This window comes from Niallia sp. FSL R7-0271 (assembly GCF_038005785.1).
Taxonomy (GTDB): domain Bacteria; phylum Bacillota; class Bacilli; order Bacillales; family Cytobacillaceae; genus Niallia.
Window position 1 is genome coordinate 3,479,174 of the sequence record NZ_JBBOTZ010000001.1, and the last position, 14,495, is coordinate 3,493,668.

A 14,495-nucleotide genomic window follows, 5' to 3' on the forward strand; every position below is an offset into this window, starting at 1 on the left:
CTTTTACACTCTTTCAGCAGCAGCATCTGTAATAACTTCTGCCTCTATGTCTGCTCCCTCTACTGCCCAATCGCGGCCTGCCGTTATTCCTAAATACTGGCTGTCATCTGGATCAACCATTTCTGCCTGCGGATATTTTTTGAACCACCAATATTTTGCTAAAATATAATAAAGCCCAGCACCAACCACAAAGCCGACAATAGAGGAATAAGCAGACAGCATGTTGGCGATGACTCCACCTACAATCCAGGAAATGAAGCCTGCCAGATTAAAACCTTTCAAATAGCGGAACTGGCCGTCTTTTTCATATAAGTCCTGCACATTCACTCTCCTTTTACGAAGCAAATAATAATCGGCGAACAAGATGCCGACAATGCTAGTAAGAATCCCGCCAATTACAAGCAGAGCACTGTTAAGAACAGTAAACAAACTCCAAGGCTGGGCGAGCATGCCGATGATGCCAGCAAGGACAACTCCCACCCAGAAGGGCATTTTCGGTCCGCCCACATTAGAAAAGATGGTCGCAGCCGGTATAACATTGGCCGATGTATTAGTTGACCACTGTGCAAGCACAATCATAAGCATTAGAACACCTAATGTAATTCCGCTTGCCGTTTCCTGAAGGGCGACAACAGGATCGGAGTTAGCTACAGCCATATAGGAAACAGCACCAATAATGATCATAAAGGTATTCACAATTGGCATGATGATAATGCTGCCCAACAGCTGTGTTTTGTTTCTTTTAAACCAATTTCGTTCCTTTTTCGGTGCCCGGAAATAGCGGGAAAGTGTTGGCATATCGGCTGCAAGGGTAGCCCAAAAACCCATATTGCTCATAACGACAACCATAAAGGCAGTAAATGCTGCTCCCCCTGTGACTGGACTTTCCACCCATGTCCAGATATTCTTTCCCTGCTCTACCGCTTTGTCAGACAAAGCAATATACATCCAGCAGGAAATTAAGATAATAATAGGGGCAGCCAAATCGGCAAAGCGTTCGATTGACTTGATGCCAAGAGAAGTATTAATCAGCTGGAATGCTGCAAACAGCAAGAAACAAATAAACCAATTATCAAAACCAAATAATAGATTCAAAATGGCATTGATTGCTGTCGAGCCAAAATAGGTGTTAATCCCAAACCAGCATGCGGCAGTGATGCCGCGGACAATCGATGGAATATGAGTTCCGATTGTTCCAAACGGCGCCCGCATATAGACAGGAAAGGAAAGGCCATGCTCAACTCCAATATCACCGATGATGGTCATTAATACTCCAATTGCCACAGACCCAAGAAGTGTTGCCATTATCACCAGGCCAAGGGGCAGGTGTATAATTGCGCCTCCTCCAATTGCAAAAGCTGCCAGCACGATGGCCATACCGACCCAGATGACGGCAAATCCAAACGGACCAATATTCCGTTCACTTGAAGCAATCGGCAATAAATCAGGTGATCGTAAATAATTGCTTTTCTTTTCCATACCTATCTTCACCCGCCTAAACTTATTTGAATATTGAAAATATTTAAATTACAAAGCAGGCTGATTTTATATCAGCCTATTCTGTCTTTTAAATCGTAATCGTGCTGCCTGCGGAGATTTTCTTTGCTTCTCCATATTTTGCCCGTTTAATGAATTGCCCTGCCCCAGCTTGACCTGTAAACAGTTTATCCTTAATGACAAACTCTCCTCTGGACAAAACAGACACAGGCTCACCTGTTACTTCCATACCTTCAAAAGGATTATAGTCGACAGCCATATGATGTGTTTCTGCAGAGATAACCCGCTTTACATCAGGATCAAAAATGACTAAATCTGCGTCAGAACCGACGGCGATTGTCCCCTTTTGCGGATAAAGACCAAACAGCTTTGCTGCTTTTGTTGACATGATATCCACAAACTGGTTAAGAGATATCCGTCCACCAACAACACCCTCTGAGTATAAAATACTGACACGGTCCTCAATAATGGGACCGCCATTCGGGATTTTAGAGAAATCATCTTTGCCTAAATCCTTCTGTCCTTTAAAGTCAAAAGAGCATTGGTCAGAGCCGAGAGTCTGGAGCTGACCTGTTTTTAAGGCATTCCACAGAATTTCCTGATTATGCTTTTCTCGAAGCGGCGGTGACCAAACATATTTCGCACCTTCAAAATCAGGCTTCTCTAAATAGGATTGATCGAGCACTAAATACTGGGGACATGTTTCTCCCCAAATATCAATTCCGCTATTTCTTGCGGCTGCGATTTTTTCTGCCGCCTCGGCACAGCTTACATGCACAACATACAGCTGTGATTTTGCCAGCCCTGTTAATGCTGCTGCCCTGCCAGTCGCTTCTCCCTCTGCTTCCGGCGGCCTTGTTAAGGCATGATAAATAGGTGCTGTATTGCCTTCTTGCAATGCTTTTTTCACTAAATAGTCGATTACATCGCCGTTTTCAGCATGAACCATCACTAATGCGCCCAATTCCTTGGCTGCAAGCAATGTTCGAAAAAGAGTCTCGTCATCTGCTTGAAACTGGTTTTTATATGCCATGAACACCTTTAAGGAAGTAATTCCTTCCTCATTAATCATCGCAGGCAGCTCGTTCAAGGCAGCTTCATTTGCTTCCACAATTTGAAGATGAAAGCCATAGTCTATGACCGCTTTTTCCTTTGCTTTTGCATGCCATGCTTCCACTGCAGCCTTTAAAGGCTTACCTTTTGTAGTCAGACAAAAGTCGATAACTGTTGTTGTTCCGCCGAAGGCTGCCGCCATTGTTCCTGTTTCAAAATCATCCTTTGTGACAGTGCCTCCGAATGGCATATCTAAATGGGTATGCGGGTCAATTCCCCCTGGAAAAATATACGAGCCAGCTGCATCAATAATCTCTGCCCCGGTTTCATCCAATTGACTGCCAATTTGGGCGATTATGCCATTTTCTATACATAGATCTGCCTGATACGTATCTGCTGCTGTCACGATTATTCCATTTTTAATGATTTTTCTCATCGATCACCGCTCCTCGTAGTTTTTTATGGACGAACAGAATTTGCTAATGCACCTAATGCGCCTTGGCGCTCGTTCCAAGTCATTGGCGGAAGTCCATTTTGCATCTGAACCATATCAATCGCCCCTTCCACAGGACATACAATAGAACATAGATTGCAACCGACACAATCTTCCTCTCTCACTTTTAAATAGCTCATGCCGCTTGCGTCCTTTAGCATATCAATGCATTGGTGAGAAGTATCTTCACAAGCGATATGGCATTTATTGCAATTGATACAAACATCATTATTGATTTTGGCAACAACGCTGTAGTTGAGATCCAAGTCGCCCCAGTCAGAATACTTCGGCACTGACTTTCCGACTAAATCCATGACAGATGACAGTCCCTTTTCCTCTAAGTAGAAGTCGAGCCCTTCTATCATATCCTCGACAATTCGGAATCCGTGGTGCATGGCGGCCGTGCAAACTTGCACACCAGTGGCACCCATCAGCATGAATTCGACTGTATCTCGCCAGCTCGATATCCCCCCAATACCGGAAATCGGCACATTGATATACGGGTTGCGGGCACATTCTCCAACCATATGAAGGGCGATTGGCTTGACGGCTGGTCCGCAATAGCCGCCATGGGCGCCTTTCCCAGCAACATGGGGAATTGTTTCCCATGTGTCAATATCAACACCTGCCAAGCTGTTAATGGTATTAATCATACTGATGGAATCGGCGCCGCCACGAACAGCTGCTTCAGCTGTTGCGGTAATGTCTGTAATATTTGGAGTAAGCTTGACAATAACAGGTGTTGTGGCAACTTCCTTCGCCCAGTATGTCTGCTTTTCAACCAGTTCAGGCACTTGGCCTGAAGCGGCTCCCATCCCCCGTTCTGCCATACCGTGAGGACAGCCGAAGTTCAGTTCAAGCCCGTCAACGCCGACAGCCTCCACTCGTTTCACAATTTCATGCCATTTATCCTGCTGCGGTTCCACCATCAAGCTTGCTATAATCGCATGATTTGGGAATCTTTTTTTCGTTTCATAAATTTCCTTCAAGTTTACTTCTAATGGTCGGTCTGTAATGAGCTCAATATTGTTAAAGCCTGCCACTCTTTGCCCATTAAAGCTGACTGCAGCAAATCTCGAGGATACATTTAATATCGGGTCACCGAGTGTTTTCCAGACAGCTCCTCCCCAGCCAGCTTCAAACGCACGCTGCACTTGATAGCCTGAATTAGTTGGGGGAGCGGACGCAAGCCAGAACGGATTAGGTGATTTAATGCCTGCTAAATTAATGCTCAAGTCTGCCATAAACGACCTCCTAGTTTTAGTAAAAAGGCATGCTTATTTAAGCTGTCTCTGCTGTTTCTTGAGTCAATTTCCTGTGAATCGCATAAGCACTTTCCTTCCCTTGCTGTGCAGCAGACACAACCATTGCCTCTCCCTGTCCTTTGCCAAAAATCGCATCTCCGCATGCAAATACCTTTTCGTTAGAAGTTTGATAAGAATTTAAATTAATAGAAATGACTCCGCCATCATGATCAAGTTCAAATTGCTCAATCAGGGGCAAATGACGTGATTGCCCAATCGCCTTTATTACGACGTCAACATCAAGCTTGAATTCCGAACCACAGACAGCTGCGGGCTTAGAGCGGCCATCCTCGTCAGGCTCGCCAAGCTCCATTTTCACACACTCCAGAGCTGTTACGTTGCCAGCCTCATCGCTGATAATCGTTTGAGGAGCTGTCAGCCACTTAAACTCTACTCCATCTTGTTTAGCAAATTCGTATTCAAATCGATAGGCGGTCATTTCCGCTGCTGTCCGACGATATACAATCTGAACTTGCTCTGCTCCGAGGCGGACAGAACAAGTAGCAGCATCAATCGCTGTGTTTCCTGCCCCGATAACTGCTACTTTCTTTCCGACTAAGTGATTCGTAATGGGCTTTGTCTTTGTTTCCTTCACGAATTCAATGGCATCATACACACCATCCAGGTCCTCACCAGCTATATTCAAGTCAGGGACATTCGCCATCCCTATTGCCAAGAGAACAGAATCATAGTTTTCGAGAAGAGCACTCGCAGAAATATCAGTGCCTACTCTTGTATTTGTGCGGATTTCCACATCAAGACTCTTCACCTGCTCCACTTCCCAATAGGAAATTTCCTTCGGAAGGCGGAACGAGACAATTCCATAAGTGTTCAGCCCGCCTGCCTCCTTCTCTGCTTCAAAGATGGTCACCTTGTAGCCAAGCAGTGCAAGCTCTCTTGCCGCAGACAGGCCAGCAGGTCCTCCCCCGACAATCGCTATCCTTTTGCCATTGCTTATGCCTGCCTTAAACATTACTTGCTTATTCTTTATTGCCCAATCTGTCGCATAACGCTGGAGACTGCCAATCATGATTGGCTTTGTAGAGGAGTTCAACACGCAAGCTCCTTCACACAATTCCTCTGTCGGACATACTCTTGCACAGCTGGCACCAACAGGATTGGCTGTCATAATTGTTTTAGCAGACCCTTTCATATTTCCTGACGCGATTTTTTTAATAAAAGACGGAATATTAATTCCTGTAGGACATGCAGTAATACACGGCGCATCATAACAGTAAAGACAGCGGTTCGCTTCTTCTGTTGCCTCCTGTGCTGAAAGAGGCGGTGCTGCTTCTAAAAAATTAGCGGATAAATTTACTTTTGAAATGAGACTCATAGAAACCTCCTTATATTTAGGGAAGGATTTACTTCCTATTGATCTATTGGGTATTCTTGTTACTCGGAGTTTTATGGTAAGTCTAGGACGAAGATTCATTGGTGGAAGGAAAGCTTACAATTTAAGGAATAGTTTCATAAATTATAATTGGTAATTATTTGTTAGTCTATATAGTATTCAATCAAGTTTAGCTTCATTACGAACAGGAGAACAAGCTCTTATCTTGCTTCATGCCAGTAATACCAATGGAATAAGGCAAATTCCCCCATGATGGCATCCGTTATTCATTAATATTATTAATGGCAGATAATCTTACAATCTACTTACAAATATTCTCAGCCAATACTTTCTTCAATGTCCCAATCAAATACATGAGATCTGCATCTGTACTTGATAAGGGCGGACAAATGGTCAGCACATTATTGTAGCCGTCGACAGTGTCGCCATTCTTCCCAATAATTAGTCCTTCCTGCCGGCACGCTTGAACAATGTTGGCAGCAAAAGCAGACGGTGCTGGCTCTTTGCTTTGTTTATTAGCAACAAGCTCGATGCCGACAATCATTCCTAATCCGCGGACATCCCCAATGTTCGGGTGAGTCTCGGCAAGGGGCAGCAGCTCCTTGAGAAGAAAGGAGCCTTTTTCTGCTGATCTGTCTACCAGATTCTCCGCCTCGATAATTTCAAGGTTTTTCAAAGCGACAGCACAGGCGGATGGATTTCCGCCAAATGTATTGATATGGCGAAAATGGACATTCTCTTCAGTTCCTTTGAACTTCTCAAAGATTTCCTTTTTTACGGCGGTCACAGATAAAGGCAGATAGGCACTTGTCAGCCCCTTGGCCATCGTCACAATATCCGGTTTTATTCCAAAATGCTGATGACCGAATTTTTTCCCTGTTCGTCCAAACCCGCAAATCACCTCATCAATGATGAGAAGGACACCATATTTCTCGCATATCTCTTGCACCTTTTCGATATACACTTTATCTGGAATAAGAATGCCGCCGCCTGTAATTAACGGCTCCATAATAACAGCGGCGATGGTTTCCTTCTGCTCCCAGATAATTTTCTGTTCCAATTCCTCTGCCCTTAAATTACTATGCTCTTTTGCTGTCATGCCGTTAGGTCGGCGGTACGGATCGGGAGGTGCTACGTGCAGGAAGCCAGACGCTAAAGGCTCATATTTATATTTCCGCAATGCCTGTCCTGTTGCAGCTAACGCTCCCATGGAGCTGCCATGATAAGCTCGATGCCGGGAAATGAACTTATAGCGGCCTGAATTCCCATTTTGCTGGTGATATTGGCGGCTGATTTTAAAAGCTACCTCATTTGCTTCTGAACCGCTGTTTGAATAGAAAATCATATATTCGCCTTCCAGCCATTCATTGATTTTTTCTGCAAGCTGTATAGCAGGCAAGTGGCTCTGTGTTAACGGGGCATAGCAAAGCTCCTTCATCTGCTCAAATGCTGCTTGGGCGAGCTCCTCCCTGCCGTATCCGATATTCACACACCAAAGCCCTGACATACCGTCCATATACCTGTTCCCTTCATGGTCAGTCAGCCATGCTCCCTCTCCTTTAGCTGTTATCATTGCCGGCTTTTCCTCCACATATGGAGAGATATGATGCCAAACATTCCCTTGATCCTTTTCAGTCCATGAAGCAGTTCGCAGCTGATCCATTTTAATAACCCCTTTCTTTGTGCCTGTGCCCCTCCAATTGGATTGACGGCAAGCCATTTTTTAAGATAGTATCTAATTTACAGATTATTTAAATAATTGTCATTTAACATCATGTAACATAGTAAGCTAAATCATTTAACAAAAGTGGGGGCTAAAGTGATGAAGATGATGCTGACAGTTGAGGATGTTTTGCAGCGCAAGCCATTTCATTCTGCAAAGGTGCTTGCAGGGAGGAAAGGAATAAACCGTCCCGTAAAGTGGTCTCATATATTAGAAGTCAATAATGCAGAGGAATTTGTAAACGGCGAGGAGCTGATTTTAACGACAGGCATGAATCTGCAGCACGGTCAAAAAAGTCAGTTAGCTTATATAGAAAAGCTGATTAAGCTGAATACTGCTTGCATATGTATCGAGCTTGGCTCCTCCATACTTGGGATTGCACAAGATGCACTGGCACTTGCAGAGATGCATGATTATCCTGTTATTGTGTTTGAAGAAACAGTCAAATTTGTCGAAATCACGCAGGATTTGCATACTGCAATCATTAATAGTCACCACGAAATGCTGACTGACCTTGACCGGCTGTCAACGGAATTTCACTCCCTTTCCTTGCAGCCTAACGGCATCATGAAAATATTGCAGGCTGTTTACCAGTATTTTCACAAGCCAGTCTGCTTTCTCTCACCAGACTCTATTCAATATTATCCAGTTAATAAAAAGGAAGCTGCGTTTTTTATAAAGGAACTAGACTTAGAGAATCGGCCATATATGGAGCATAATGATGACATCCTTCTTTCAGCAGCAGTTCGGATGTTTGACCAGGTGTGGGGCTATATCGTCTTAATGGAAGCTGATCAAATCCATCATGATTTCTCCACACTTGTACTTGACCGAGCGGCAACTGCCATATCACAAGTGACTCTGCGCTATAAAGAATTAGCAGAAAAAAAGCATTGTTTAGAAGAGGATTTCATTCGCTCCTGCTTGTCCAACGACTCTGTCGACTTTAATCGTTTTCATTCTATCTTGCCTACCTATTATGCAAATGCAGCTTACCGACTTCTGTGTATTCCAACACATCAAAACCAGCTTAGCTTCATGAACAGCAAAGCGGATTTTCAAAACACGCATACGGCGATGATGCTGCGGACATTATTGCAAAAGGAAGGATATTCTCCTATCATTTCAGTTCATCCACATGAAATTATTTGTATCATCTTCTCTAGTCCCAGTAATGTAAATACTAATGGCCAATGGGAAAAGCTCCGTGTAAAGCTGACTCAGCTGTGTGCTAAGCTTTTGAATGGTCAATTATTTGGAATAAGCTCGTCTTACTCGAGCCTTGAGCTTGTGACAAAGGCTTATGAAGAGGCAAATGACGTCCTGCATTTACGAAAACAGGCCGAAATAATCAGCCCTTTTTTCGACAATCTCGGCATATACCGGCTGTTGCTCCCCCTTCAGAAAACAGGGGCATTACAGCGCTATATCGAGGATTATATAGGGGGAATTATTGAATATGATAAGGTGAATAACAGCGAGCTCCTCAAAACATTGGCCGTGTACTTTGAGTGCAACGGCTCCAGAAAGATGGCGGCAGAAAGGCTGTTTATCGTCAGGCAAACCTTGTATCACAGGCTGGAGAAATTACGGAGTCTCCTTGGCGATGGGTTTACTGAGCCAACGAGCCGCTTGGCTTTAGAAGCAGCAATTAAAGGCTATGAACTTGAAAATAGCCTTCGCAAAAAGCAGGAAAATCTGCTGATTCACGAAGGCCGGAACTAATTTACGTACATTGGAAGGAAGAAATGCGGTCTGCATCTGTTCCGTAATACACCCAGCGGTTATTTCTCCAGCGCCATCCAGCAACAGAAGTTCTGCCGATATAAGTAGGATAGAACCAGAATGAGTTGCCATTGCGCAGCCACACATAAGTGTAGCGGAATCTGCATCTTCTCATAGAACCAGGATCAACTGCATATAGCTGTGGTCCTTGTGGTCCCTGAAGCTGCGGTGTAAAGGTAGGCGGCGGTCCTGATGGAGGACCATATTGGTCGCCTCCTGAACCTCCTCCAAAATCTGGCTGGAAAGAAGGTCCCCCAAAATCCGGCTGGAAGGAAGGTCCTCCTGGAGAAAATGGCGGCGGACCGCTCGGAGGACCACCAGGAATAGGAAAGAAAGATCCTCCTCCGATTTGGTTTAAACGATATGGATCTTGTTCATTTGCAACATTGTATGGATTAATAGGCGGATAATACATGCATAATCCCCTTTCAGTTTTTATGCTTTACTGTATGCTGCCCGCCTAATTTGGTGCCCGTACCGTTATAAGAATCAACATTTAAATATTTAAAACGCTTTCAATAATTCAAGCAAAGCCATGGATTCTAATTTTGTTATTTTCTATGTCTACAAAATAAAACTCATAGTATGTGGGGAATGGATTGTCAACAGGACCGACCAGCACACCCTTTTCTTTTAGCTGCTCATGTGCCGCAAAGATGTCATCAGCTTGCAAATCAAGGCAATCATTGACTGGAAGCTGGTTTATTGGATTTCTCAAATAACGGTTGCATAAGGCCAATTTTGTATATTCATTTATGGTAAAGAAATAGGCGGCATCATGTCTTTCTGTAGGTTCCAGCTCTAAAATATAAGAATACCACTCTACAGCACTCTGAAGATGTTCGACATATGTCCAGATGACTACCTTGCCATTAATCATCGTTTTTGGGATAAACACTTCACTCAACCTTATCTCCTCCCCATTTTATTCTTCTTTTTTATGTACGTTATCTCTATGCTTCCTCCTCTCTTTCTTAACTATATGCTGTTAAACGATGTATTTTACATAAAAAACATAAAAGGATAAGCCTTTAAGCAACAAGGCTAAAACAACAGCTTAATGATGAGCCAAATGACAAGAATCCAAATTGGTATTGATATAATGGTGCCCCAAAAGCAGCCTGCAGCAAATGATTTTTCCACTAAATTTCATCCTTTTTATCCTAGACTGTTTTTGCATCCTCTTTCTTTTTAAGCTTTTTCTTAAATATCGCTCCTAATACAAACAGCATCCCAGGCAGTCCTATGGCAATGCTGAGGCTGACAAGAACCCATTCCTTCTCAATGATGCCCATTGCCCGATGATGACTGCCTATCATCCAATAGCTAAAGGCACTTAGAACAAGACCAACAGGAATGATTACAGGACGATAATCCTTTAAGCCGATGATTTTTTGAACAGCTATAGAGGAGCATAAAAACGTCATCATAATTTGTGTTAAAATGGACAGCGCGAAAAAGGCAATCATAATCATTTCATAACGGTGCAAAAATAGACCGATTTCGGCACTTCTGGCCATTTGCATACAAGACACAATATACTGTGCAGCAACTTCTGGCGACAGAACACCAACCTCTAAAATCGGCCACATGACGATGATGACACCGCTGAAAATCAACCCAGACGTACTTGATCGAATCCATGTCGCACTATCTCTGACAAGGGGAAGAATCATACAAGCCATCATTGTCGCCATTGCCCAGTCTGCATCATGATGCCTGCTTGCCCATAATGTTGAGAAGAAGCCGGAGTCAAAGGTTGGCTGCAGCTCTTTAATATCAAATTCACTAATCGATCCTGCCAGAAGCAAAATATTCAACGCCATCACAGAGAAAACACCGATAAGCGCCATTCTTGCAATTACTTCTATGCCAAAATGAATGGCATATGACCCAATTAGAAAGGCAGCAACAATGAACAAAATAGTATGAGCTTCAGGCAAAAAATAATCTTTCAAATGGTAAACGAAAGTAGCCATTATCGTGCCATATGCACCTAAGAAAAACAAAAATACAAGGGCTGCGACCCCTTTGCCAATCCATTTTCCTAGTATCTGTCCATACTGATCAATCATATCTCCATTCGGGAGCCGCTTAATCGCAAAAATCACAATTGCCATAATGACAATGCCCTGAATCGAAGAAAATATCGTGGATATCCATATATCTCCACCCACTTCCCTTGCCATAATGCCTTGTGTCAGTCCAATTGACTTCGCATAAAGCATATTAATAATCAATGCCATGAACATGCCATTTGTTATTTGTACTTTCATTCTTCCTTTTTCTCCTTTTTGCCTGATGTTGTCGGCTTATAAAGCAGGGATCCGCTCTCTACTTTTGCACTAACCTTTAAATTTATCTTTACAGTTGGAAATACTTCATCCCAAGAATTAGCATAATGCTTCCACTCATATGGATATTCGTTTTGAAAAACCTTCCCTAGTTCCAATACATCTGCTCCGTAATCTTTTTGGATTTTATCCACTGTTGTCTTTATTTGACTTGTCAGCTCTTTTTCCACATTGTCTTCGAGCTTCTTTACATGCTTTTTATTAGACAGGTCAAGAGAACAGCCTGCTTCCACAACGCGGATATGCGCTTTAAAGGACGCATCATAGCTGATGTCACCATCCTTATATTTTGGCTTCACGTTAAAGGATTGATTTGTTAACTCCACACTTAGAGGCGTATTTGGATCATCAGGACAGCTCACTACTGCCACACCTGAATCGAGCTTTTCTCTGAACAAAACCAGCCCTCTCAACTCTTCTGGCTTCAATGTTCCCACAAGCTTATCCCCTTTAAAAATACCGGCCCCTGCTAAGACGACCTGCTTCGTTTGTGCTCCTTTATCAGGTGCTTTATTGTCAATTTTACTCGTTTCAAAGGCAACCCTCGCAAGCAGCGGCTCTGTCGACTCACTTAAATAAGCACTTAACAAGTCCATAATCACTGTTCTCGGCGCCTGATTAGATATGGTTGTGTAGCGAAACAGCTTTGCAAGCGCTTCGCCTGGGATTACTTCAAGACTTGTAACGGTAGAAATGACTTCATTCGCTTTCTCTGGTGTTACAGTTACCCATGTTCTCATTCTTAGTTCAGGGTTACGTGTGAAGAAATCGATAACATCCCCGATTCCTTCCTTCGCTACCTCCTCATTAATGACAATAATAAAGTTATGAGCCCAAAAAACCCTTCGTGATGACATGCTCGACATTTGACGGATTGCTTCAAAAATCGATGAGCCTTCTGTTTCCACCGTCCAAACTGGCTCTCCTGATTGACCTGATGGTGCTCCTGTCTGGCCCCGGGCATCTGCAGGTCTGGCTACTTGGGCTGTTACCTTAACTGTCCCTTCCTTTTCTCCTTTATCAAGGCCAACTGCCATCACTAAAGCTAAATCGCTAATTTCCCGCTTGCCCGAGCATGCCCCAAGCAAAAGAACAACAGACAGCAACGCATGAAAAAGGATGGTTTTTTTCATCATTTCTCATCCCCTTTTCCTTTTGGTGACTTTCGTCTCTTCAGCTGTTTAATGCCTGTCCCACCGCTGTCCTCTTTCGTTTCTGACTGCTGTTCGGCATTGCTCTCCGGCTCCTTCCGCTCAGAGGTTTCCTCTGCCTTCGTATGGGTGCTTTCTCCATGCTCATCTCCTTTTGGAGGCTGAGGCAGCTGGCTTTCCCCAATCTTAGAAGTATCATTGTCTGCTAATTGAGGGCGCTTCTTCATTGCCCACCATGGCATGCGGAAAATAGTATCCTTCTGGTCCTGCGGCTGAAAAGGCGTTGCTGGTGCTAAGTAGGATTCGCCAAATGAGCGGATGCTTAAGGCGTGAATTGCTATAAGTGCAAACATTGATGCAAAGCCAAGCAATCCTAATGTACCTGATGCAATTAACAACGGAAATCGTATCAGCCGGATTGAATAAGAGGCTGAGTAGTTCGGAATTACAAAAGAGGATATCCCGGTTGTCGCCACGATAATGACCATAAATGGTGACACGATGCCGGCCTGAACAGCTGCTTGCCCAATAACAAGAGAACCAACGATGCTCACAGCCGAGCCGACTGGTTTTGGCATGCGCAAACCAGCTTCCCGCATCAGCTCAAAGGTCAGCTCCATCAACAACGCTTCCAGCAAGACAGGAAAGGGGACAACCTCACGCCCTGAAGCGATTGTTAACGCGAGAGGGGTTGGAATCATCTCTTGATGAAAGCTGACAAGCATCACATAAATCGACGTCAATGTTAAGCTGAGAATAAAGGCTGTATAGCGGACAATTCGAAAAAAGCTTCCTGCCATGAAACCTAAATAATAATCATCGCTCGCCTGCAGGAACTCCCAGAAATAAGTTGGTACAACAAGAACAAAGGGTGTATTATCAACAAAAATCGCCACCCTGCCCTCTAGAAGCGAGGAAGCGACCTTATCAGGACGTTCGGTGCTCATGATGGTCGTGAAAGGAGATAATGGTGCGTCCCTTATCAGCTCCTCAATATAACCGCTTTCTAATATGCCATCAATATCAATTCTATTCAGACGTTCCTTCACTTCATCGACAAGCCCTTTTTTAACAATTCCATTTATATAGGCAATATTGATGTCTGTTTTTGTACGTTTCCCTGCATTCAGCTCTTCGAGACGAAAGCCTGTATCTCGTATCCTTCTTCTCACAAGAGCAGTGTTAACTCGAATGCTTTCTGTGAAGCCATCCCGCGGACCGCGCACAACTTGCTCTGCCTGAGGCTCTGATACTCCTCTTTGCGCCCAGCCTTTTGTCGGCACTTGAAAGGCTTTGTTGCAGCCTTCAACAAGCAGCACTGTGTCACCAGATAAAATCGATTTTATAGCACTCTCAAGCTCTGTCGTTTCAATGAAGTTAGTGTTCATAAGAACATGCTCTTCTAAGAGCCTCTCAATATCACGAGTATCCAAGTCATTGCGGATAATGACCTCATTTCCTTCAAACATCAGGGATTGCACTATCTTTTCAATAATTTGCGTATTTACTAGACCGTCAATATAAAAACAAGCAGCATGAACATCCTTTTTTTCTAAAAAGGTTACTTTCCGTTCAATAAAATCGGCACTGCCGCCAAGAAGCTCCTTAATGATGGAACTGTTATAGGTTAGTGAATAGGTGAAATCTCGCTGAGGTGTATTATTTGCTACCATTATTCATCATCCTTTAATCTGCGTATCATTCACAGCTTCTTTTATCCTTCATAACCAACTGTATGCTTCTCTATTCTTTTTGTTGAAAAATGTATAATTATGACTGCT

At 43.6% G+C, this 14,495-nt stretch carries 11 protein-coding genes; 1 reads left to right on the forward strand and 10 read right to left on the reverse strand.

Translation table 11 applies throughout. The features are described 5' to 3' along the window. Positions 1 to 3 precede the first annotated feature (3 nt). From MKX82_RS17810 to MKX82_RS17830, 5 genes are all read right to left on the reverse strand, one after another. The gene (locus MKX82_RS17810) at positions 4 to 1,479 is read right to left on the reverse strand and encodes an NCS1 family transporter (RefSeq protein WP_341078883.1); all 1,476 of its coding nucleotides are present in this window, start codon (positions 1,477 to 1,479) and stop codon (positions 4 to 6) included. A gap of 88 nt (positions 1,480 to 1,567) precedes the next feature. Continuing rightward, positions 1,568 to 2,986 (reverse strand): dihydropyrimidinase, encoded by a 1,419-nt coding sequence (hydA, locus tag MKX82_RS17815; protein ID WP_237941948.1) that lies wholly within the window; start codon positions 2,984 to 2,986, stop codon positions 1,568 to 1,570. A gap of 23 nt (positions 2,987 to 3,009) precedes the next feature. Beyond that, positions 3,010 to 4,287 carry an NAD-dependent dihydropyrimidine dehydrogenase subunit PreA gene (preA, locus tag MKX82_RS17820; protein WP_341078886.1) on the reverse strand — a complete coding sequence of 426 codons (1,278 nt, stop codon included), beginning with the start codon at positions 4,285 to 4,287 and terminating at the stop codon, positions 3,010 to 3,012. A gap of 37 nt (positions 4,288 to 4,324) precedes the next feature. Then, positions 4,325 to 5,683 (reverse strand): NAD(P)-dependent oxidoreductase, encoded by a 1,359-nt coding sequence (locus MKX82_RS17825; RefSeq protein WP_341078888.1) that lies wholly within the window; start codon positions 5,681 to 5,683, stop codon positions 4,325 to 4,327. Positions 5,684 to 6,002: 319 nt separating this feature from the next. Further along, the gene (locus MKX82_RS17830; protein WP_341078890.1) at positions 6,003 to 7,364 is read right to left on the reverse strand and encodes an aspartate aminotransferase family protein; all 1,362 of its coding nucleotides are present in this window, start codon (positions 7,362 to 7,364) and stop codon (positions 6,003 to 6,005) included. Positions 7,365 to 7,523: 159 nt separating this feature from the next. Here MKX82_RS17830 and MKX82_RS17835 point away from each other — a divergent pair, with 159 nt between their 5' ends. Then, positions 7,524 to 9,149 carry a PucR family transcriptional regulator gene (locus MKX82_RS17835; RefSeq protein ID WP_341079578.1) on the forward strand — a complete coding sequence of 542 codons (1,626 nt, stop codon included), beginning with the start codon at positions 7,524 to 7,526 and terminating at the stop codon, positions 9,147 to 9,149. A gap of 1 nt (position 9,150) precedes the next feature. On the opposite strand, the gene MKX82_RS17840 is transcribed toward MKX82_RS17835, so the two are convergent. The 5 genes from MKX82_RS17840 to MKX82_RS17860 all read right to left on the reverse strand — a co-directional run bounded on the left by MKX82_RS17840 (position 9,151) and on the right by MKX82_RS17860 (position 14,387). Beyond that, positions 9,151 to 9,624 carry a hypothetical protein gene (locus tag MKX82_RS17840; protein ID WP_233315728.1) on the reverse strand — a complete coding sequence of 158 codons (474 nt, stop codon included), beginning with the start codon at positions 9,622 to 9,624 and terminating at the stop codon, positions 9,151 to 9,153. Positions 9,625 to 9,732: 108 nt separating this feature from the next. Continuing rightward, positions 9,733 to 10,116, reverse strand: coding sequence for a VOC family protein (locus tag MKX82_RS17845; RefSeq protein ID WP_233315729.1), 384 nt, complete (start codon positions 10,114 to 10,116; stop codon positions 9,733 to 9,735). Between the two features lie 256 nt (positions 10,117 to 10,372). Further along, the gene (locus tag MKX82_RS17850; protein WP_341078891.1) at positions 10,373 to 11,485 is read right to left on the reverse strand and encodes a GerAB/ArcD/ProY family transporter; all 1,113 of its coding nucleotides are present in this window, start codon (positions 11,483 to 11,485) and stop codon (positions 10,373 to 10,375) included. Beyond that, positions 11,482 to 12,699 (reverse strand): Ger(x)C family spore germination protein, encoded by a 1,218-nt coding sequence (locus MKX82_RS17855; RefSeq protein ID WP_341078892.1) that lies wholly within the window; start codon positions 12,697 to 12,699, stop codon positions 11,482 to 11,484. The genes MKX82_RS17850 and MKX82_RS17855 overlap by 4 nt, the downstream gene beginning before the upstream one ends. Then, the gene (locus MKX82_RS17860; RefSeq protein WP_233315732.1) at positions 12,696 to 14,387 is read right to left on the reverse strand and encodes a spore germination protein; all 1,692 of its coding nucleotides are present in this window, start codon (positions 14,385 to 14,387) and stop codon (positions 12,696 to 12,698) included. The genes MKX82_RS17855 and MKX82_RS17860 overlap by 4 nt, the downstream gene beginning before the upstream one ends. Positions 14,388 to 14,495: the final 108 nt, after the last annotated feature.

What these genes read in the sequence shown, in the direction of transcription:
- MKX82_RS17810 (WP_341078883.1), bottom strand. Translation starts at nt 1,479, where the DNA reads ATGGAAAAGAAAAGCAATTATTTACGATCACCTGATTTATTGCCGATT.
- hydA (WP_237941948.1), bottom strand. Translation starts at nt 2,986, where the DNA reads ATGAGAAAAATCATTAAAAATGGAATAATCGTGACAGCAGCAGATACG.
- preA (WP_341078886.1), bottom strand. Translation starts at nt 4,287, where the DNA reads ATGGCAGACTTGAGCATTAATTTAGCAGGCATTAAATCACCTAATCCG.
- MKX82_RS17825 (WP_341078888.1), bottom strand. Translation starts at nt 5,683, where the DNA reads ATGAGTCTCATTTCAAAAGTAAATTTATCCGCTAATTTTTTAGAAGCA.
- MKX82_RS17830 (WP_341078890.1), bottom strand. Translation starts at nt 7,364, where the DNA reads ATGGATCAGCTGCGAACTGCTTCATGGACTGAAAAGGATCAAGGGAAT.
- MKX82_RS17835 (WP_341079578.1), top strand. Translation starts at nt 7,524, where the DNA reads ATGAAGATGATGCTGACAGTTGAGGATGTTTTGCAGCGCAAGCCATTT.
- MKX82_RS17840 (WP_233315728.1), bottom strand. Translation starts at nt 9,624, where the DNA reads ATGTATTATCCGCCTATTAATCCATACAATGTTGCAAATGAACAAGAT.
- MKX82_RS17850 (WP_341078891.1), bottom strand. Translation starts at nt 11,485, where the DNA reads ATGAAAGTACAAATAACAAATGGCATGTTCATGGCATTGATTATTAAT.
- MKX82_RS17855 (WP_341078892.1), bottom strand. Translation starts at nt 12,699, where the DNA reads ATGATGAAAAAAACCATCCTTTTTCATGCGTTGCTGTCTGTTGTTCTT.
- MKX82_RS17860 (WP_233315732.1), bottom strand. Translation starts at nt 14,387, where the DNA reads ATGGTAGCAAATAATACACCTCAGCGAGATTTCACCTATTCACTAACC.